The 16,811-nt window shown below is 56.9% G+C and carries 22 protein-coding genes and 2 tRNA genes; 14 read left to right on the forward strand and 10 right to left on the reverse strand.

Annotated elements, in window-relative coordinates:
* Positions 1 to 35: 35 nt before the first annotated feature.
* The 3 genes from QXU72_00240 to QXU72_00250 all read left to right on the forward strand — a co-directional run bounded on the left by QXU72_00240 (position 36) and on the right by QXU72_00250 (position 2,556).
* Positions 36 to 605 carry an ASCH domain-containing protein gene (locus tag QXU72_00240; GenBank protein MEM0493680.1) on the forward strand — a complete coding sequence of 190 codons (570 nt, stop codon included), beginning with the start codon at positions 36 to 38 and terminating at the stop codon, positions 603 to 605.
* A gap of 26 nt (positions 606 to 631) precedes the next feature.
* Positions 632 to 2,071, forward strand: a complete 1,440-nt coding sequence (locus QXU72_00245) for a tagaturonate epimerase family protein (GenBank protein MEM0493681.1) — start codon at positions 632 to 634, stop codon at positions 2,069 to 2,071.
* 173 nt (positions 2,072 to 2,244) lie between these two features.
* On the forward strand, positions 2,245 to 2,556 hold the full coding sequence (locus QXU72_00250) for a hypothetical protein (protein ID MEM0493682.1): 312 nt from the start codon (positions 2,245 to 2,247) through the stop codon (positions 2,554 to 2,556).
* A gap of 25 nt (positions 2,557 to 2,581) precedes the next feature.
* On the opposite strand, the gene QXU72_00255 is transcribed toward QXU72_00250, so the two are convergent.
* Complete coding sequence (locus QXU72_00255) at positions 2,582 to 2,911, reverse strand: hypothetical protein (GenBank protein MEM0493683.1); 330 nt, start codon at positions 2,909 to 2,911, stop codon at positions 2,582 to 2,584.
* Between the two features lie 216 nt (positions 2,912 to 3,127).
* Between QXU72_00255 and QXU72_00260 the strand changes: the two genes are divergently transcribed.
* Positions 3,128 to 3,221: transfer RNA gene (locus QXU72_00260), tRNA-Gly, on the forward strand.
* 440 nt (positions 3,222 to 3,661) lie between these two features.
* On the opposite strand, the gene QXU72_00265 is transcribed toward QXU72_00260, so the two are convergent.
* From QXU72_00265 to QXU72_00285, 5 genes are all read right to left on the reverse strand, one after another.
* On the reverse strand, positions 3,662 to 4,624 hold the full coding sequence (locus tag QXU72_00265; GenBank protein ID MEM0493684.1) for a hypothetical protein: 963 nt from the start codon (positions 4,622 to 4,624) through the stop codon (positions 3,662 to 3,664).
* Between the two features lie 146 nt (positions 4,625 to 4,770).
* On the reverse strand, positions 4,771 to 5,004 hold the full coding sequence (locus QXU72_00270) for an Lrp/AsnC ligand binding domain-containing protein (GenBank protein ID MEM0493685.1): 234 nt from the start codon (positions 5,002 to 5,004) through the stop codon (positions 4,771 to 4,773).
* Between the two features lie 231 nt (positions 5,005 to 5,235).
* A complete protein-coding gene (locus QXU72_00275) occupies positions 5,236 to 5,361 on the reverse strand; it encodes a hypothetical protein (GenBank protein ID MEM0493686.1) in 126 nt (41 codons plus the stop codon).
* A gap of 38 nt (positions 5,362 to 5,399) precedes the next feature.
* On the reverse strand, positions 5,400 to 5,555 hold the full coding sequence (locus QXU72_00280) for a hypothetical protein (GenBank protein ID MEM0493687.1): 156 nt from the start codon (positions 5,553 to 5,555) through the stop codon (positions 5,400 to 5,402).
* A 165-nt stretch (positions 5,556 to 5,720) separates the two neighbouring features.
* The gene (locus QXU72_00285; GenBank protein MEM0493688.1) at positions 5,721 to 5,870 is read right to left on the reverse strand and encodes a hypothetical protein; all 150 of its coding nucleotides are present in this window, start codon (positions 5,868 to 5,870) and stop codon (positions 5,721 to 5,723) included.
* A 279-nt stretch (positions 5,871 to 6,149) separates the two neighbouring features.
* Between QXU72_00285 and QXU72_00290 the strand changes: the two genes are divergently transcribed.
* The 4 genes from QXU72_00290 (at position 6,150) to QXU72_00305 (ending at position 8,651) form a co-directional block, all read left to right on the forward strand.
* Positions 6,150 to 6,383 carry an antitoxin VapB family protein gene (locus tag QXU72_00290; protein MEM0493689.1) on the forward strand — a complete coding sequence of 78 codons (234 nt, stop codon included), beginning with the start codon at positions 6,150 to 6,152 and terminating at the stop codon, positions 6,381 to 6,383.
* Positions 6,380 to 6,733 carry a type II toxin-antitoxin system VapC family toxin gene (locus QXU72_00295; GenBank protein MEM0493690.1) on the forward strand — a complete coding sequence of 118 codons (354 nt, stop codon included), beginning with the start codon at positions 6,380 to 6,382 and terminating at the stop codon, positions 6,731 to 6,733. The genes QXU72_00290 and QXU72_00295 overlap by 4 nt, the downstream gene beginning before the upstream one ends.
* A 194-nt stretch (positions 6,734 to 6,927) precedes the next feature.
* Entirely contained in the window at positions 6,928 to 8,223 is a 1,296-nt protein-coding gene (locus QXU72_00300) for a DUF438 domain-containing protein (GenBank protein ID MEM0493691.1), read from the forward strand.
* A 5-nt stretch (positions 8,224 to 8,228) separates the two neighbouring features.
* Positions 8,229 to 8,651, forward strand: a complete 423-nt coding sequence (locus tag QXU72_00305; protein ID MEM0493692.1) for a helix-turn-helix domain-containing protein — start codon at positions 8,229 to 8,231, stop codon at positions 8,649 to 8,651.
* Here QXU72_00305 and QXU72_00310 read toward each other — a convergent pair.
* The gene (locus tag QXU72_00310; GenBank protein ID MEM0493693.1) at positions 8,628 to 8,804 is read right to left on the reverse strand and encodes a hypothetical protein; all 177 of its coding nucleotides are present in this window, start codon (positions 8,802 to 8,804) and stop codon (positions 8,628 to 8,630) included. The genes QXU72_00305 and QXU72_00310 overlap by 24 nt on opposite strands.
* A gap of 93 nt (positions 8,805 to 8,897) precedes the next feature.
* On the opposite strand from QXU72_00310, the gene QXU72_00315 reads away from it, so the two are divergent.
* Together QXU72_00315 and speB are read left to right on the forward strand one after the other, a co-directional pair.
* Positions 8,898 to 9,551, forward strand: a complete 654-nt coding sequence (locus QXU72_00315; protein MEM0493694.1) for a hypothetical protein — start codon at positions 8,898 to 8,900, stop codon at positions 9,549 to 9,551.
* A gap of 418 nt (positions 9,552 to 9,969) precedes the next feature.
* Positions 9,970 to 10,863 carry an agmatinase gene (gene speB / locus QXU72_00320; GenBank protein MEM0493695.1) on the forward strand — a complete coding sequence of 298 codons (894 nt, stop codon included), beginning with the start codon at positions 9,970 to 9,972 and terminating at the stop codon, positions 10,861 to 10,863.
* Between the two features lie 4 nt (positions 10,864 to 10,867).
* Here the strand turns inward: speB and QXU72_00325 are convergent, their stop codons facing one another.
* Together QXU72_00325 and QXU72_00330 are read right to left on the reverse strand one after the other, a co-directional pair.
* Entirely contained in the window at positions 10,868 to 11,116 is a 249-nt protein-coding gene (locus QXU72_00325; GenBank protein MEM0493696.1) for a hypothetical protein, read from the reverse strand.
* A gap of 145 nt (positions 11,117 to 11,261) precedes the next feature.
* Positions 11,262 to 11,337: transfer RNA gene (locus tag QXU72_00330), tRNA-His, on the reverse strand.
* Between the two features lie 168 nt (positions 11,338 to 11,505).
* Here QXU72_00330 and QXU72_00335 point away from each other — a divergent pair.
* Positions 11,506 to 11,787: a hypothetical protein gene (locus QXU72_00335; GenBank protein MEM0493697.1), complete on the forward strand. Its 282-nt coding sequence runs from the start codon at positions 11,506 to 11,508 to the stop codon at positions 11,785 to 11,787.
* A 66-nt stretch (positions 11,788 to 11,853) separates the two neighbouring features.
* Here QXU72_00335 and QXU72_00340 read toward each other — a convergent pair whose 3' ends face one another.
* Positions 11,854 to 12,003, reverse strand: a complete 150-nt coding sequence (locus QXU72_00340; protein ID MEM0493698.1) for a hypothetical protein — start codon at positions 12,001 to 12,003, stop codon at positions 11,854 to 11,856.
* Positions 12,004 to 12,051: 48 nt separating this feature from the next.
* On the opposite strand from QXU72_00340, the gene thiI reads away from it, so the two are divergent.
* From thiI to prs, 3 genes are all read left to right on the forward strand, one after another.
* On the forward strand, positions 12,052 to 13,542 hold the full coding sequence (gene thiI, locus QXU72_00345) for a tRNA uracil 4-sulfurtransferase ThiI (protein MEM0493699.1): 1,491 nt from the start codon (positions 12,052 to 12,054) through the stop codon (positions 13,540 to 13,542).
* Positions 13,532 to 15,799: a carbamoyltransferase HypF gene (gene hypF / locus QXU72_00350; GenBank protein MEM0493700.1), complete on the forward strand. Its 2,268-nt coding sequence runs from the start codon at positions 13,532 to 13,534 to the stop codon at positions 15,797 to 15,799. Before thiI ends, hypF begins: the two co-directional genes overlap by 11 nt.
* A gap of 71 nt (positions 15,800 to 15,870) precedes the next feature.
* Positions 15,871 to 16,758 carry a ribose-phosphate diphosphokinase gene (gene prs, locus QXU72_00355; protein ID MEM0493701.1) on the forward strand — a complete coding sequence of 296 codons (888 nt, stop codon included), beginning with the start codon at positions 15,871 to 15,873 and terminating at the stop codon, positions 16,756 to 16,758.
* The last annotated feature ends 53 nt before the right edge of the window (positions 16,759 to 16,811 follow it).

The raw sequence follows: 16,811 nt of genomic DNA on the forward strand, positions 1-16,811 counted from the left end.
CCTCAGCTAGGGCAGCTATGAGGCTCAAGCACCTAATGTTTTCGCGCGAGTACCTAAGCAAGCTTTTGAGCGGAGAGAAGCGCGTAACGATAAGAGCCAGGAACCCTAACGTAAAGAGAGGTGATACTGCGCTAGTGCACTCCGCAGGCTTACTCGTAGGGAAAGTTCGAATAGTCAGCGTCGCCTCGAAGAGGGTGAGGGACCTCTCTGAGATCGAGGCTAAGGAGGATGGCTTCCCCTCTTTGGAGGAGCTTAAAAAGGCACTCAGGAGGCACTACCCTAACCTGCGCGACGACAGCTTCGTCTACGTAGTTAGATTCGAATGGATAGAGCGCTATGATCCACCGCTAAGCGAGAAGGGCTTTGCGTGGCCTTACAGGCTCTCTCCGCGGGAGGTGGCCCGGCTAGCTCTCTCTTCAGGGATAGAGCTCGGCGAGGAGGAGAAGGAGATCCTGCAGGTACTTGCAGCCGAAGGATCCGTGAGGAGGACAGCTGCAAAACTTGGCGGTATGAGGCTCCGACCGCTTGTGAGAGGAGTTTTACGCAGAGTTGCTGCAGAGCTCGAGGAGCGCGGATTTATTTCGAGGGAGCTCAGCATTAAGTAGTTATAGTCTCGTCGTGGAGCGTTTCTGTGGAGACACCGAGGTACTTGGGCCCTATTCACCATCCAGCGCTGGGTGTTAGGATACCTGAAGTCCTCCTTGAAGGGGTGTTTAGGGCGCTCAGTAGAACAGCTACCGCTGCGGGGATTATGCTGTCCTACCACCGCGAAACAGCTCCAGAGTACGTGATAAACGCGCCACCAGGTGTGTACGAGGTAACAAGGGGGCACACGGGGACTTCGATCAGGAGCTACATTCTGAGTGCTGTGGAGAAAGCGAGAAAGAATGGAGTGGTTATCGAAGCTGAAGCTGACCACTTAGCTGCGATAACTACGAGCGTTAGAGCTGTGATGAGGATAAGCGGAGCTGGCGCGCTCCAGGCACCGAGCGCCTCTCTCGAAGAAGCGCTGAGGTACGTAGAGGATGAGGTCAGGGAAGCTGCGGACACGCGTTTCATAAACTTCTTCACACTCGACGCTTGCGATTATATCGATTACAGAGCTGATAAGCTTGACTCCCGTGAAGTTGAAAGCTTTTTCGAGCAGATATACGATGACCACGCTGAAATAGTTAAGCGCTACACTTCTCACCCTTTCAGGTTTATCACCGAGGATGGAGGAGTTGTAGAGCTGAGGCTCAGAAGAGAGGATGTCGCGCGAATCGCTGTCAAGCTGCATAAGCCTCTAGAGGTTATCAAAAGGATGTATGACATCGTTAAAAGCTATGTCACGTGGCCTGTAGGCTTCGAGATAGCTTTCGATGAGACACCTTACCTCACACGGGCAGAGGAGCTCTTGTTCCTGCTCCAAGAGTTAAGGTTGAGGGGGATCCAGCCGGACTTTGTTGCTCCTAACGTGGGTTTCGAGAAGAGAGCCGACTATGCGGGCGATATTAAGGAGCTGGAGTCGAGGGTTTCTGTGCTGGCTTCTATAGCGAGAGCTTTCGGCTCGCTGCTATCGTTCCATAGTGGTAGCGGAAGCTCACCTTGGTCCGGCAAAGGTCCGGGTGTCTACAAAGCTCTGCTTAGGGCTACGGGAAGGAAGCTTAAGTACAAGGTTTCGGGCGTGTACATGGAGCTCGTTTTTCACGTGCTGAGCCGGCAGCCTCAGGGGAGCCCGGCCAGGAGGCTTTACGAGGAGATTTACCAGGCGGTGGTCGACTACTTGGAGGAGCAGGTAGAGGCGAGGGGTGAGCTGTACTCAGAGACTTTGGAGAAGCAGCTGAAGAGCTACTTTGCCCGTATTCAGGCTGGTGAAAAGTACCCTGTGGACGCTGAAGTTTTTAGGCACTACTCTTTTCTGGCTTTCAACCTGCGGGAGGGAGGCCGAAGGATTTACAGGGAGAGGTTGGTGGAGCTGTACCAAGAGGACGAGCAGCTGAAGCGCGCTATAGACCGTGAAGTTGCTGAGCTAACTTCGCGGCTTATCGATGGGCTCGAGTTTGCAGGAAACATCTCGCTACTCCGCTAACCCTGTGCCGGCTCGCATTTCTCTGCTGTCCTGGGAGTCAGTGCGTTAAGATGCGTCCACCTGAACTTCAGGCGGGGTTCTCGGGCCTGGCGGGCTGTGCATCCGCGAGAAGTTTCCGCGAGCTCTAGAGCTCGCGTTGAATATAAGGGGGTGAATGCGTTGACTATGCCGTCATGCCTCAAAGGAGGAGGAAAGAGGCCGGCGATCAGCCTCCTGCAACAGCGGATCTGACGAGCTTCTTTACGCAACCGGTTGGTAAGGAGGTGGAGCAGCCTCACCTAAGGGAGGATGTCGAGGCTTTAGTGCTGGCTCTTTTGAAGAGTAGGGGGCTGCTCACTCGGAGCGAGCTATACGAGTGGGCGAAGAAGCGAGGTATCAAGCCCGTTGAGCTATACAGGTCCCTTTCTTCTCTCCTGAGCAAGGGTCTCTTGGGCCGCAGGTTCGATGCCGAGAGAGAAGAATACGTGTTTTACCTCGCTCGGTGATCTTTCCCATAGAAGCGGGAGCTAGCTACTTGGTGGATCTAAAGCGCTTTTTCACCTCCTGGTATTCCTCCTGCGGCACTCGGGAGGCTAGTCGCTTGCCTTCATCGGTTAGCACGATTTCGAACCCTCTGAGGACGATTAGCCCCTTATCCCTTAATCCTCGGAGAGCTTCAGCGAAACCTTCGCGTACCCTAGAGAAGTTGGGGTTACTGCGCGGCATGAATTCTTCTGTGATGAACTCTGCTAGGAAATCCTCTGCTCCCTCTCCTCCCATTGCTTGAAAGTACATTTTGCCGCCGTACTCGTAGTACATGTACGCTAGGAGAAATCTTTCCACACCTGTTACAGCGCTCATGAGGACCGTGCCCCTTGCCTCAAGCCTGTTTAAAAAACTGTTTTCATCAGCTACTGCGATCGGCTGTAGAGCTTAGGAGTTGTAGCCTACGGCTCTAGAGAAGCTTGCTGCAGGAACCCTTACGAGATTTCACAGCAGGTTTACTCGCTTAAGTGTCGTCCACCGGGCTACAGCGAGGAAAAGTTAATATCTCGTAGGAGGGAGATAGCATACGCTGCGGCCGTAGTCTAGCCTGGCAGGATGGCGGCCTCCCATGACGCTGGGCGGAGAAAGCCGCAGATCCCGGGTTCAAATCCCGGCGGCCGCACCAGCAATTTCTCGACTTTAACCTGAAGCTTGGCTGCTACCTAGCTGTGCGCCGGTGCTCCAGCGCAAGTATTAACGCCTCTTGAACGGTTTGTGCACAGTATGCATAGAGCTTTGCGTCTAAAGAGCACTAGGGAAGCGAGAAGTGCTATGGCGTACCCTTGGGGGTACGTGGTATTTGAGGATCCCCCCGAGTCGGTGCGGTTTGCAGCCGAGCTCATCGGGGATAGCATCGTGGTTACTGTCGGCGACGTAGTCAGCTGGAATTTTGCCAAATACTTTCGCTCCGACCTGATGGTCATTGACCGGAGAAGTAGGAGAGTCGCCACCGAGCGCCATCCCTCGCTTTCAGTGAGAATTTACACGTGTGAGAATCCGCCCTCAACTCTCTCCTCCGAATGTTGGGAAGCACTCTCGAGAGCCTTATCCGATGTAAACCGCGGTCTACGTGCTGCCGTGCTCGTGAACGGGGAGGAGGATCTCCTCGCCATCCCCGCGATAATCCTCTGCCCCAAAGGGGGCTGGGTTGTCTACGGGAACTGGAAAGGTTTCCTCTGCCTTATCCCGTGCACTCCCCTGTTCAAGAGGATCGCGAGTACCCTCCTCGAAAGCTTCTTCGAGAAGGAGGGAGCGGACGAGCGAGACATTGCTCCTTAGCGATGTGGCGGGAACGTTGGCTAAGCGCGCGAACCTGAATATGGGGATAGAGTAACCAGCTTGCTCGCAGCACACGTACACGATCGCTGCGGCTACGTTCTCGCGGCTGCGCCCAGTCACACTTTTTCGAACTACTTGTAGGATTTTCAAAGCTCTCCGCAGTAATTCTTCACTATTAACAGGTATAACGTGAGATGCGATTCTCGCGTAACGTGCAACAAGCTCGGTCCACGAAGCGTCATGCAGCCGGCCGCACTCGCGAAGATGGGCAAGAGCCCGCATCACGTCTCCAACGCTGATCCTAAAACCGCTTTCTCTTAGGTGAGCTACGACAGATTTAAGATTCACGCGTTTCCCCCTCTCTCTAGCTAGCAGGTACGCGAGTGCTATGAGGAGTGCTGCTCGGCTTACCGGTAGACTTTCCTTTGGAATCTTCCTCACCAACCGGTAGAACTCTTCCAGCACGATATCGCGCTCTGCGGGGGTCAGGTGTGCTACTCTCTGGAGCTCTGCAGCGAGCCTCCGGGCCCTACTCATCGCAGCAAAAAGCGCAGTGTGGCTGAGCTGAATCTGCCTCCACCTTAGAGTGCTCGAGTCAAGGATGAAGCTGCCGTAACTCCAGCGATCTGGAGCTAGATGGCTATGCTCACCTTCATCGAAGACGACGTCCTGATACACGAGGCCGCACTGCTGGCAAACGTACGTTCCCTTGTCTATAACCAGCACGCTGCCGCATTTCTCGCATTTCACGCGCTCAGCGAGGCGAGTATTCTCTATATAGCATAAAGGAGGGTCCGGCCGGGGTCGCCACCAGAAAGGTAAAAAACTTTTCGCAGCTCTGCGTGGGTGGGCGCGGATGACTTAGCGGATTGGCGGAGGAGTGCTGGGGCTACTGGTCAGTCTATCACAGGCATTGTGAGAGTTCTTCTCACGCCTGAGATTCGCCTGATATGATTCGTCACAGTTTCTCTGATCTCGAGATCGCTTTCTCCTGTTACTTTCACGATAATGTCGTACACTCCGTAAAGCATGTGAGCCTCGGCTACGCCCGGTGTCCGGCGGAGCTCCTCTAGAACCTTGCTCTCCTTCCCGATGTCGCAGTTTATCAGAACGTATGCTATCTTTACCATCACAGGTATAGGGTTCTCGGGCTTTTTAAACCCTTGGGCCTTCCCGACTCGGGCCCCCATTTCACCGGGGCCCTTGTCACCGGTCACGAGGCCCCGCTGAGGGGAACCCCTCCCCGCGGCGGAACCGCGGGGGAAACCCCCGAGGGCCGCTTTCCGCGGCCCGGTTGGCCCCGGGGGCGGCTGGAGGCTGGAGCTGGGTCTCTGGCGGTTCCGCGCCGAAGCTGTGCTTCCTCACAGCTTGACCTCTATCCTCACCTCTGGGAGCCCCCAGAACTTCGGCGGTAGCTTGGGCTCGAGGCCGAGCGTTTTGACTGCCCGCAGCCACACGTTGAGGGCGGTGAGCCTCTGCCTATCCATCGTGAGGCCGCAGCGCGGTTAAACCCTCTCCTTCCTGCTCAACCCCCTTCTGGACCCACGCTAGAGATGGGAAAGGGGGTTAAAACGGTGATCCAGCGGCCCGCGAACCTCTTAGCCAGCGCGTCGAGGATCTCCTCCTCACTCCCGTACATCTCCAGCTCCTCTTCGTCCGTCAGCCTGGCGTGCACGAGCATGAGAACCCCTTCACTTCAACCACCAGCTCCTCGTGGGGCCGGAGCCTTACGGCCCGCAGAACCGGCTTGCCCCTCGCAGCTCTGTGGAGATCACGGTGCCCGGAGGCTACCAGTTCACCGGCTCGTACCCCTCAGGCTTGTGCACCAGCACGCTCCCGTCCTGCTTCACAATGATGACGCGCTCCCCCGGCCCAAGCGTCGAAGAGGCATGTAAGCCTCCTCAAGCCTGGCCACGTAGTGCAGGCTCACCCCGTCCTCCAACAACGTGAGAGGCCCAGGAGCTAGCCTGCCCAACTCCCTCACCAACCTCCTCAAGGAGCGCGCCCTCGGGCAGGAGCCCGCCTCCAGGAGCAGCCTGCACTTGAGAGCGAGCTGAAGGCGGCAAGATCCCACTCCCCGACGCTGATAAGGTGCTCGGCGTTCCGCAAGAAGCCCTCAGCCCGCCCGCAGAGGAGCCTTACCTCCTCAAGCGACAGCCGCATCACCCTCATGACCGTCTAGGCTTGATGATTAATTTGCGTGGTGTGCGCGGAACGATGAGGATCGAAAGGCGGCGGTACGCATATAACTATGTAGCTATAAAGTTGAATGGTGATGTTGTTGAAGAGGTACGCGACGATCTCTGTCCCCGCTGAGGTGAAGGAGGTGCTGGAGAAGGCGAAGGGGGACATGGAGTGGGGAGAGTTTCTCCTCAAGCTCTACCTGGAGGCTAGGAGGATCAAGAGGGAGAACGCTTTCAGAGAGCTGGCTGAGCTGCTGAGCGGAGAGGATCTTGAGGCGATCGCCCAGTCATCGGAGGAGTTCAGGAAGGGGTTCGCGCTCGGATGAAGCTGTTTGACACGAGCTGGCTCATCGAGCTGTTCAGGAGGAAGTCGTTCGAGGAGGGCGCGATATCGATCGTGACTTTAATCGAAGTCCTCAGAGGGGTTCCTGCGGGAAAGCGCGATGCCGTAAAGAGGCTTCTCGAGGAGAGCTTCGACGTCATCAACCTCGACAACGATGTCGTAAGGGTCTACTGCGAGCTATACGATGAGCTCAAGAAGCGGGGGTCACCTGTACCGGACGCCGACCTACTCATCGCTTCGACAGCGATCGCCCATAACCTCGTGCTGAAGTCTAAGGATAGGCACTTCAAGGAGCTGGTAAGCCACGGCTTGAAGCTGGAGCTTGTCGAATAATTTATGCGAGAAGCCCGCGCGGCTTCCGGGTGCTCTCAGCGGGCTTCAGTGACCATCTCACGAACCTCTTCTAGCGCAATCCTGTCCATATGGATACGGTCAGAGGCATTGGCAGCAGGCTTCTCGAGCAGAACAGCGCGCGGGAGTTAGGTTTATAAGTGGTTTATGACAGGGTAATTTGACAGGTGGCAAATATGGAAGCTCAGAAAATTGAGCTGGTTAAAAGCCTCTTGAGGAGGCTGCACGAGGGGGCGAACGTAGAGGAGTTGAAGAGGGAGTTCAGGCAAGTCTTATCAACGGTGCAGCCCTGGGAGATACCTCTTATCGAGCAGCAGCTAGTGAAGGAGGGGGTACCGATCTCCGAGATTCTGAAGCTCTGCGACCTACACGTGGACCTCTTCCGGGAGTACCTAGCCGGAAGGGAGCTGAGGGAGGTGCCGGAGGGTCACCCGCTGGACCTCCTCCTCAAGGAGAACGAGCTGCTGCTGAAGCTGTCGGAGCAATTGAGCGTTGTAGCCGGAGCCTTGCAGTCCGCGCGCGACGAGGAGTTGAAGCCTCTCTTCGAGCAGATGAAAGCCCTGCTACGCGGCCTGCGCGGGATTAGGACCCACTACAGGAAGGTTCAGATGCTCATCTTCCCCTACTTGGAAAGGAGGGGGATCGTAGCGATCCCCCGGGTTCTCTGGGGCCGCGAGGATGGGGTTATCGTGAAGCTAAGGGTTCTCCTCAAGAAGGTTGAGGGTGAGCTCTCGCCCAGTGAGGTAAGGATGGTGGCCGAGGAGGCTCTGAAGCTGGCTAGAGAAGTGTCGGAGCTCGTCTTCAGGGAGAACAAGATCCTCTACCCCGCTGTTTTCACCCTCTTCGGCGAGGGTGAGTGGGCCGCGATCGCTGAAGAGGCAGAGAAAATCGGCTACTTGGTGAAGCCCGAGAGAAAGTGGGAGCCGGGGGCGGAGCCCCTGCTCCCATACCAGGTGGACCCCCAGATCAGCGGTGAAGCCGTTGAGAGGCTGCCGCCCGAGTTCAGGGAGACGGCTCTCCTGAGGCTAGAGCCCGACGTGTACCAGCTGAAGCGCGAAGGAGACCTCGACCTACGTACGGGCTTCCTCACCCCAGGAGAGGTGAAGGGCATCTTCGAAGCGCTGCCCATTGAAGTCACCTTCGCTGACGCAAGCGATAGGGTTAGGTTCTACTGTGACGGCCGTCTCCCCTCAGTGTTCGTCAGGACGAGGACTATCCTCGGCAGGAGGCTGCTCTTCTGCCACCCACCGCGCCTCGAGAGGCTAGTGAACGAAACCGTGGAAGCGCTGAAGAGGGGTGAGGCCGACTACAGGGAGTTCTGGACGAGGATCGGCGATCGGGTAGTCAGAGTCTTCATCTCTGCTGTCCGGGACGAGGGGGGTAACTACCTCGGAGCGGTGGAAGTGGTTGAGGACTTCACTGAAGTGCTAAAGAATCCGGAGGAAGTGCTGAAGAAGGTGGTGGTGCTCTGATCCCGGTGCTCGAGCTGGGTGCGAGATACATCACTCCCTACATCATGAGGAGGCTCGTGGAGGCGCTCGTCAATGAGCACGGCCTTAGCAGGGTTAAGGCTGCAGCAGCCCTGGGCATCTCACCTTCGGCGGTGACGCGCTACCTGAAGGGGGAGAGGGGGTCGCAGATAGACTTGAGAGACCGCAGTGACGTTGAAGAGCTCATCTCACGCCTAGCTTCTCGAGCCGCCTCACACCCGCTGAGCGAGCTCGAGCTCCAACTGGAGGTGGCCAGGATCGCGCTGTACATCATGGGTAAGGGGTACGCTTGCCCCCTCCACTTCAGGCTTGAACCCTCACCGAGATCCACCGGCTGCAGGGTTTGCCTAAGCCTCTTCGGCCCCAGCACCCCCAACTCCTCTCCTTCAGCGGGTGAACACCAGCTCTAAGGCCGCCTCCGTGCGAGTCACCAGGATCAGAACGGCTGCCACGACCACCACAATACAGGCTCCGCCGAGCACTGGGGATATGAAGTGGAGCGGAGTTGCTAGGAGCAGCGAGTCCAGGAGCACTATCAGCTCGAACGACAGGAACCTAGTCACTCTGCTCGGGCTGGCTAAGCTGAGGAAATAAACCAGGTTCACGGTCCCCAGTAGACTTCAACGGCTATCCCCGCGAGGAAGATGAGCGCTACTATGGGCAGTATCTGCTCTGACGAGGGGGCGCTGGTGGTGAGGACGGCGAGCGGGGAGGTGCTCACCCTCGGCGGTGAGGGGCTGGAGGCGCTTAAGCTCCCTCCGGTTGAGAGGTGGTGCGATTTCCCGTGCGGGGTGCTCGAGAGGGCTGCTAGAGCAATGGAGGGGGAGTGGGGGTTCGCGGGACTCGAGCTGGAGGGCGACTTGCTGACGGTGAGCTTCAACGGCTTGAGGTGGAGGGCTGTGCTGGGAGGCTGCAGCTGCAGCTTCAAAGCGGAGGTGAACGTGCACACGCTGAGGAAGATCCACGAGGTCTTCAGAGCCGCGGGGCTGAAGCCGGTGAGCGTAGCGTTCAACACCCTGGGGCGCACGGTGCTGATGAGGCTGAGGGGCGGGTGGCTCACCCTCTACAAGCCTTCGCCACGGGGTGAAAGCATGGAGCGGCTGGCGTGCGGCGAAGGCAGGAAAGGGCTGAGGGCGAGGCTAGAGGAGTGGGTCGAGAAGCGCGGAGCCGAGCTCCAGGAGCTTTTCGGCGAGTACGGGTTCGGGGGTTGGCGCTCGGAGGCTGCTGCGCCGCGCAGTGAGGAACGCTGTCTTCTTCAGCCTGCCCCGCAGCCTGCTGAGCTAGTACAGCTCGCTGATCGAAGAGGTTAGGGAGGGCTTGAGGAAGCTGGAGACGAGGTTTGGGTTGAGCTGATGTTCTACGGCAGCATAGGCGCCGAAGAGGCTACCCTAGCGCTGGCGGCAAAGCGCCTCATTCCCCCCAGGGGAAGTGAAGGTCATCGCAGAGGGTGCTTCCACTTTTCAGGTGGGCAGCCTCCTCGATGAGACAATCAGGCGGGCACGGGAGGAGGCTATGCCGAGCTGAGAGCTCGCTAAATGATTTTCTCTCTTCTTATGCTCTAGTAGAGCGGTGTAGCGGCGCCTCCGCGCGGGGTGAAGGTTTAAAATCGCGGAAGTAATCTCTATAGGGAACTCGCACCCGACATGTTCATCCACCCGCATGCCTCATAGAAAAGACGGTCACAGGTATGGCGAAAAGGAATAATTTAAATGTTCAGCAGGACTGCCGATGCTGAAGACGAATCCCGAGCTTGAGATGTTTACCCGCAGGCTAGCGCCACCGCTCTTCGGAAGGGAGAGTAAACCTGAAGAGAGCAGGTTGATCGTGGTAGGAGCGCCTTTCGACTCCTCCGCAACCACAGTTCCAGGCCAGAGAGCTGCGCCGCGAAGGATACGCGAAATCTCCCTAGAGCTCGAAACCTTCGACTTTGAGCTAGAGATGGATGCCGAGGATGCCCCCTTCTACGATGCAGGCGACTTGCCCCTAGAGGTGGACTTCAGCTCATTCATGGGGATTCTCTACCGGGTAGCTTCGGAAGTCTTTTCGAAAGGTAAGATACTGGCTCTCATAGGAGGTGATCACCTGGTAACGCTCCCCTCAGTTAAAGCTGCGCTATCCACTCTCGGCACTACTCATCTGCTCGTCCTAGATGCCCACTTAGATCTGAGGGACGAGTACCCTCTCGGCACCAAGTATAGCCACGCCACCGTGATGCGAAGATTGCTCGAGGAGAATAGCGATCTGAGAATTACTTACTTCAAACCTAGAGCACTGTCTAAGGAAGAGTACTCCTTCCTAGCTTCCTGCAGTCGGGTGAGAGTGGTGAGAAGGGTCGAGGAGCTGCTCGAGGATTTCGAGAGCAGCCAGAGGATCTACCTCTCCATAGATATAGATGTCGTAGACCCTGCTTTCGCTCCAGGCGTAGGAGTTCCCGAACCGCTCGGCCTTTACCCCCAAGAGGTCGCCCAGGTACTCGACCGTTTTCTTGAAGCTCACGGCAGGCGAGTAATAGGATTTGACCTAGTTGAAGTGAACCCCGTTCTCGACGTCAGTAACGTGACATCCGCGCTAGCGGCAAAACTTTTGATGAAGATCATTGTCAGGATCTTTACGCTTAAGTAAAGAATCAGTAGAGTTCTATTTCAACGCCATAAGCACTCCCCTCCATGCTTACTATAACGTCGATGTTGTTAAGCCCCTCAGTTCTGCTCAAAGCTGAAACGAAGTCACCTATCTTGGTCAGCAGCTCGCTGGGAGACTCGCCGACACCACTAAAACTCACACGCACCTTCTTGTCTTCGATTTTCACATCGAGAGAGTCCGACCCCTTGAACAGTGCGCGCAATTTCTTCTCTATGTCGGCTTTCGTAATCACGTGCCCCTCGACCCCCCAGCTGAAAGCCGCGTTAAAAACCTATCCCTAAGCCAGTGCAGCCAGCCTACCATCTAACGCGATGAAAGCTGGAGCAGTAGGGAATTCCTTACGCTCAAGCCGACTTCAACTAGCGTGATAGATAGCATGGGGCCCGGGCCGGGATTCGAACCCGGGTTCACCAGGGCCACAGCCTGGCATGCTAGCCGCTACACCACCCGGGCCTCGACTGCCTTTGCCCACCTCCCCCTTCATAGGCTTTTCGCCTCCAGGGCCCGCCTTTCGGCCTCCTGGTAGCTGCGGTCAGCACAGCAGCTTTAAACCTTCACCCCGCCTCGGGGGTTAAACGGATCATCAGCTTAGACTTGAACAGCTCGTACGGCTTGGCGGCGTTGGTCATCGACTTCGACAACGGGGGGAGGGTGGCGAGGGTGGTCCCCCGCCGCTGGCAGCCTCCTAACACTACTCTTCACGAAAAAATTGTTGCAGCCCTTCAGAGCGCCGCCGAGAGAGGAGCTCCGAAGCTCCCTGAATCAGAGCCGCTAAGAGGGAAGGTGGAGAAGGTGCTTAAGCGGTTTGGAACACTGACAACGGAGAGGGCCTTTGCGCTCGCCGATCTGCATGAGTCGGTTTTCACGGGTCCCGCGGAAAGCGTATTAACTGTGGCATGTTAAAGTATTCTCGCGATGATGACTTGAACCCGTAAGGAGAGGTGACTTAGGCCGTCGCTTCTGAGCGCTTTAGGCTTTGGGCTCTACCAGTACTCGCTTAACGCGTCTGCGGGTGCGCCAGTAGTGGTACTCGAGAGCTATGATGATGAGGAGGAGCATTAGGCCCACGAAGCCTACAACGAGTAGGATAAAGTCCCAGACTCCGAGAACGATCTCCATATCCTAACCCAGTAACCTTTACTACAGGCCAGCTCGATATACCTAACTGTGGGTATTACGCGGGAGCGCTTCAGAGAGTTGATCCTGGTTAGGCTCGGCGAGATCACGCTGAAGGGGAGGACCAGGGAGAAGTTCGAAGCCATACTCATAAGAAATATGCGCAGCGCGCTGAAGTCGGGCGGCATCGAAGCTAGAGTTGAGAGAGGTTTCGGGAGAATCTTTGTTTACTCGGGGCGGGAGGCTGTACCCCTGCTCAGAAGGGTTTTCGGCATCTGGTCCCTATCGCCTGCCGTAGAGGTTGAGTACAGCACGCTGGAGGAGCTGCTGAGCATCAGCGAGGAGGTTTTTCGCGAAGCTGTTCGAGGGAAAACCTTCGCTGTTAGGGCGAGGAGGATTGGAGTAAGCGCTTTCACCTCTAGAGATATAGAGCGCGAGGTTGGATCCAGGCTCCTCCGCTACTCCGCGGGAGTAGACCTCGAGAAGCCTGAGGTGACGGCGTACATTGAGGTGAGAGGGAGGAGGGCTTACCTCTACACGGAGGTGGTGCGAGCTTACGGTGGTCTCCCGGTAGGCTCAGAAGGGCGTGTTCTTGCACTCATCTCGGGGGGTTTCGACTCCGCGGTAGCGGCTTGGTACATGCTTAAGAGAGGGGCTGAAGTGCACTACCTCTTCTGCAACATGGGAGGAGAGCTGGCAAAACTCTACACGGCTAGGGTTGCTAAGGTGATGGCAGACAACTGGAGCTACGGTTACTCCCCAAAACTCTACGTTGCGGATTTCCGACCCCTTTTAGCGGATCTCGCCAGGAAAGTTGACCACAGAGTGCTCGGCGTGGTTCTCAAGAGGTTTATGTATAGAGCAGCCGAGCTTATCGCCCGGGAGATAGGTGCTCACGCGATAGTGACGGGCGAGAGCCTAGGCCAGGTGTCATCCCAAACCTTAGTGAACCTCCACGCTATTGACAGGGCCGTAGCGATGCCGGTTCTCCGGCCTCTGATAGGGTTCGACAAAGAGGAAATCATAAGGTTGGCGCGAGAGATCGGGGTCTACGAGGAGGCGTCGCTAGTGAGAGAAATCTGCGGAGCCTACTCCTACCAACCTAGGACGGCATGCAGCCTAGAAGAGGTGCTAGTGGAAGAGAGCAAGGTGGGCTCGCGACACCTCGAGAGCATCTTAGGCTCTATGGAAGTGCTTAACCTTCGAGACCTCAGCTGGGACGACCTGGCGATTCCCAACGTGGATATCGACAGCTTGCCGAGAGGAAGCGTAGTGCTAGACGTGAGACCAACCGAAAAGTATTCTGCTTGGCACATACCTGGAAGCATTAACGTGGATGCTGAGCGCGTCGTCGAGCTTGCCCAGAGAATGGGCCGGGATAGGACGTACGTGGTGGTGTGCGACGAGGGAGGGCTTAGCCGCGAGATCGCCCACAATCTTAGGCTTCTAGGCTTCACCGCGTACAGCCTGAGAGGCGGGATAAGGAGAGCGAGGAGGCAGTACAGCAAACTACTCGGGGCTGGCGAGAGGAATGGCTCTTAGGGTGAGGGTTGTTGGGATAGTTCAGGGGGTGGGTTTCCGCCCCCACGTCTACAGGTTGGCGAAGTCTCTCGGATTGAAAGGTTACGTGAAAAACCTCGGCGGCGCTGAGGTAGAGATATGGATCGAGGGGGATGGTGCAGCTCTCGAAGACTTTATTCGCGCGCTCCGCGAGAAAACCCCGAAAGCTTCAGAAATAGAGGAGATGGTGATTTTTCCAGAGGAGCCGAGAGGGTACTCGGACTTTACTATCGAGAAAAGTGAGGCGGAGAAGTCTAGGCTTTCGATGATCCCACCCGATTTCGGAGTCTGTAGCGACTGTCTACGTGAAGTCCTGAACCCGAATTCCCGCTGGTACCGCTACCCCTTCCATAGCTGTGCTTGGTGTGGGCCGCGCTTCACGGTCGTTTACCGTCCGCCCTACGACAGAGGTAACACGTCGTGGAAGGACTTCCCCCTCTGTCCCGAGTGCCTGAAGGAGTATGTAGACCCATCTAACTTGAGGAGGTTTCACATACAGGGCATCTCGTGCCCTCGCTGCGGTCCAAGGCTTCGGCTAGTCGATGGAAGGGGTGAGGAAGTTGAGGGCGACCCTATATCCACTGCCGCGAAGCTTGTAGACGAGCAGTTCATAGTCGCTGTGAAGGGTGTCGGCGGTTTTCACCTGGCGGCGCTGGCGACGGAGGACGATGTGGTGGCAAAGCTTAGAGCTAGAAAGCGGAGGAAGCGGAAGCCCCTCGCGGTAATGGCGCTCGACATCAAGACCGCTGAGAAAATCGTCGAAGTGTCAGAGAGGGCTCGAGAGGTTCTTGAAAGTCCGGCTCGACCCATAGTCATCCTGCCAAGGAGGGAGGAGGGCTACGTCTCAAAGCTTGTGGCTCCCAACTTGAAAACCCTAGGGGTTATGCTCGCCTATACTCCTCTCCACTACCTTCTCCTTCTCGAAACGAGGGATAAGTTTCTCGTAATGACGAGCGGTAACGAGAGCGGTGAGCCTATAATCAGGGATAACAGTGAAGCGCTGAGCAGGCTTGGCCACGTTGCCGACTTCTTCCTGATCCACGATAGAGAGATCGTGAATAGGGTGGACGATAGCGTGGTTCGCTTCACCGACGGCGACCTAACCATCATACGCCGGGCGAGAGGTTACGCGCCGAGATGGCTGAACCTCCCGAGAGAGGTGAAGAGAAGCGGGATAGCCACCGGAGCCATGCTGATGAACACAGCAGCGGTAGCCGCTGAAACTTACATCATTCCCACACAGCACATCGGAGACGTAGAAAACCTTGAGACGCTGGACTTTATGCGAGAAGCGCTCGAGTTCCTAGTGGACGCCTACAAGCTAAACTTGAAAGAAGCGCTGGTAGCCTCCGACAAGCACCCAGGCTACCCGACCAGAGCCTTCGCCCTCGAATTAGCGGAGAAGTGGTGCGCTGATTACCTTGAGGTTCAGCACCATGTTGCTCACATAGCAGCGGGAATGCTGGAGCACAAGCTTGAGGAGAGCGTGGGCATCGCTATCGATGGAGTAGGTTATGGCGACGACGGCCAAGTTTGGGGAGGCGAAGTGATACATCTTTCAAGCGGCTCTGGCTACTGCCGCGTAGGCCACCTCGAGTACTTTCCCCTGCCTGGCGGCGACCGAGCGGCAGAGTACCCTGCGAGGATCCTCCTCGGTGTGCTTGTGGAAACCCTGGGCCCCGAAGAGGGGTTCAGGAGCTTCGTGGAGAAAGGTTACCACACCTTCCTCCCCGGAGGGTTCAGCGAAGCTATGGCTGCACTCTCTCAAACGAGCAAAGCCCCTCTTGCCTCAAGCACGGGGCGCTTCCTAGACGCTGTAGCGGCTGCACTCGGGGTTGCGCACGAGAGAAGCTACGAAGGGGAGCCTGCGATCACGCTGGAGGAGTTTAGCTGGGGAGGAGAGCTTGTGCCGCTCCCCATAGAAGTAGAGGGGGGAGTTGTGCTCGTGAAGGAGTTTCTTGCGGAGCTAGCTTCAGGCGCCTACGCTTCGTTCCACCCCAAAGACGTAGCTAGGAGCGCTCAGCAGCTACTGGGGAGGGCTCTCGCCACGGTAGCCCGCGAGGAGGGGGCCAGGAGAGTGGTGGTGAGCGGGGGCGCCGCCCTCAACAGCTATATCGTTAAGGGCATTAGGGAAGTTCTCGGAAGGGATGCCGTCCTCCTTCCGCGTAAGCTCCCTCCAGGTGATGGGGGTTTGTCAGCTGGCCAGCTGTACTACGCTTTTCTGGAGAAGCTGCTGTAGCCGCGCGCTCTTTTCACAGCACCTCTGAAGGCCAAAGCTAGAACTTTAAGCTTCCACGCGTACAGTTGCCGATGACCGTCTACGCGCTCGAAAGCTCAGGTGGCTTAGCCGCTAGGCTGGCTGCGGGTACTGGCGACAGGCTCGTCTTTGTCGAAAAGAAGGAGTTTCCCGACGGCGAGACATACGTTAGAATACCTGAGAAGCCCGAGGGTGTTGCCGTGCTCGTAGGATCCCTGTACCCACCTCAGGACAAGAGGCTCGTGGAACTCCTACTCGCTACGGAGGCTCTTTCGGCGGTAAGCCCAGACAGAGTCGTCCTGGTCGTACCCTACCTGGCTTACGCAAGGCAGGATAGGAGATTCCTGGAAGGTGAGCCCATCAGCGTGAAAGTTGTCTTGAAGAGCCTTGAAGCCGCTGGCGCCTCCGGCCTCATAGTTGTCGACGTCCACAAGCCATCATCACTTGAGGAGTACCTGAGCATCCCTCACAGGAACGTTGTACCCAGCAGGGAAATTGCAGAGTACTTCTCGGGCAAGCTCTCCAACCCTCTCGTCCTAGCTCCCGACGCTGGAGCTCTCGAGAGGGCGCGTGCCGTGGCAGAGCACCTGGGAGCCGAGTACGACTACATCGTGAAGGAGCGCGACAGGGTTAGCGGTGAGGTGAAAGTTCGGCCGAGAAGCTTTGACGTGAGGGGCAGGGATGTCTTAATCGTCGACGATATAGTGAGCACTGGAGGGACAATGGCGCTTGCTGCGCGCGAAGCTCTAAAGCAGGGTGCTGCAGGAGTTTTCGCCGCTTGCTCTCACGCTGTCATGGTTCGGGGTGCACTCGACCTTATGCTCAGCTCGGGAATAAAAGAAGTTGTAGCAACGGACACTGTCCCATCACAGGTCTCCAAGATCACTGTCGCCCCTTCCCTGGTAGAAGGACTCCGGTCCCTCCTCGACGAGATGTTATAGGCACAGTCCTCTCGTCTCAGGAAAGCTTATTTCTGAGTAGACACTACGACTTT

The sequence above is a fragment of the Thermofilum sp. genome (genome assembly GCA_038741495.1).
Classification (GTDB): domain Archaea; phylum Thermoproteota; class Thermoprotei; order Thermofilales; family Thermofilaceae; genus Thermofilum.

Bases quoted from the DNA above. Each gene is read 5' to 3' on its own strand.
- QXU72_00240 (MEM0493680.1), top strand. From the start codon at position 36: ATGTTTTCGCGCGAGTACCTAAGCAAGCTTTTGAGCGGAGAGAAGCGC.
- QXU72_00250 (MEM0493682.1), top strand. From the start codon at position 2,245: ATGCCTCAAAGGAGGAGGAAAGAGGCCGGCGATCAGCCTCCTGCAACA.
- QXU72_00255 (MEM0493683.1), bottom strand. From the start codon at position 2,911: ATGAGCGCTGTAACAGGTGTGGAAAGATTTCTCCTAGCGTACATGTAC.
- QXU72_00270 (MEM0493685.1), bottom strand. From the start codon at position 5,004: ATGGTAAAGATAGCATACGTTCTGATAAACTGCGACATCGGGAAGGAG.
- QXU72_00275 (MEM0493686.1), bottom strand. From the start codon at position 5,361: ATGGATAGGCAGAGGCTCACCGCCCTCAACGTGTGGCTGCGGGCAGTC.
- QXU72_00280 (MEM0493687.1), bottom strand. From the start codon at position 5,555: ATGCTCGTGCACGCCAGGCTGACGGACGAAGAGGAGCTGGAGATGTAC.
- QXU72_00290 (MEM0493689.1), top strand. From the start codon at position 6,150: ATGTTGTTGAAGAGGTACGCGACGATCTCTGTCCCCGCTGAGGTGAAG.
- QXU72_00295 (MEM0493690.1), top strand. From the start codon at position 6,380: ATGAAGCTGTTTGACACGAGCTGGCTCATCGAGCTGTTCAGGAGGAAG.
- QXU72_00300 (MEM0493691.1), top strand. From the start codon at position 6,928: ATGGAAGCTCAGAAAATTGAGCTGGTTAAAAGCCTCTTGAGGAGGCTG.
- QXU72_00315 (MEM0493694.1), top strand. From the start codon at position 8,898: ATGGGCAGTATCTGCTCTGACGAGGGGGCGCTGGTGGTGAGGACGGCG.
- speB (MEM0493695.1), top strand. From the start codon at position 9,970: ATGCTGAAGACGAATCCCGAGCTTGAGATGTTTACCCGCAGGCTAGCG.
- QXU72_00340 (MEM0493698.1), bottom strand. From the start codon at position 12,003: ATGGAGATCGTTCTCGGAGTCTGGGACTTTATCCTACTCGTTGTAGGC.
- hypF (MEM0493700.1), top strand. From the start codon at position 13,532: ATGGCTCTTAGGGTGAGGGTTGTTGGGATAGTTCAGGGGGTGGGTTTC.
- prs (MEM0493701.1), top strand. From the start codon at position 15,871: ATGACCGTCTACGCGCTCGAAAGCTCAGGTGGCTTAGCCGCTAGGCTG.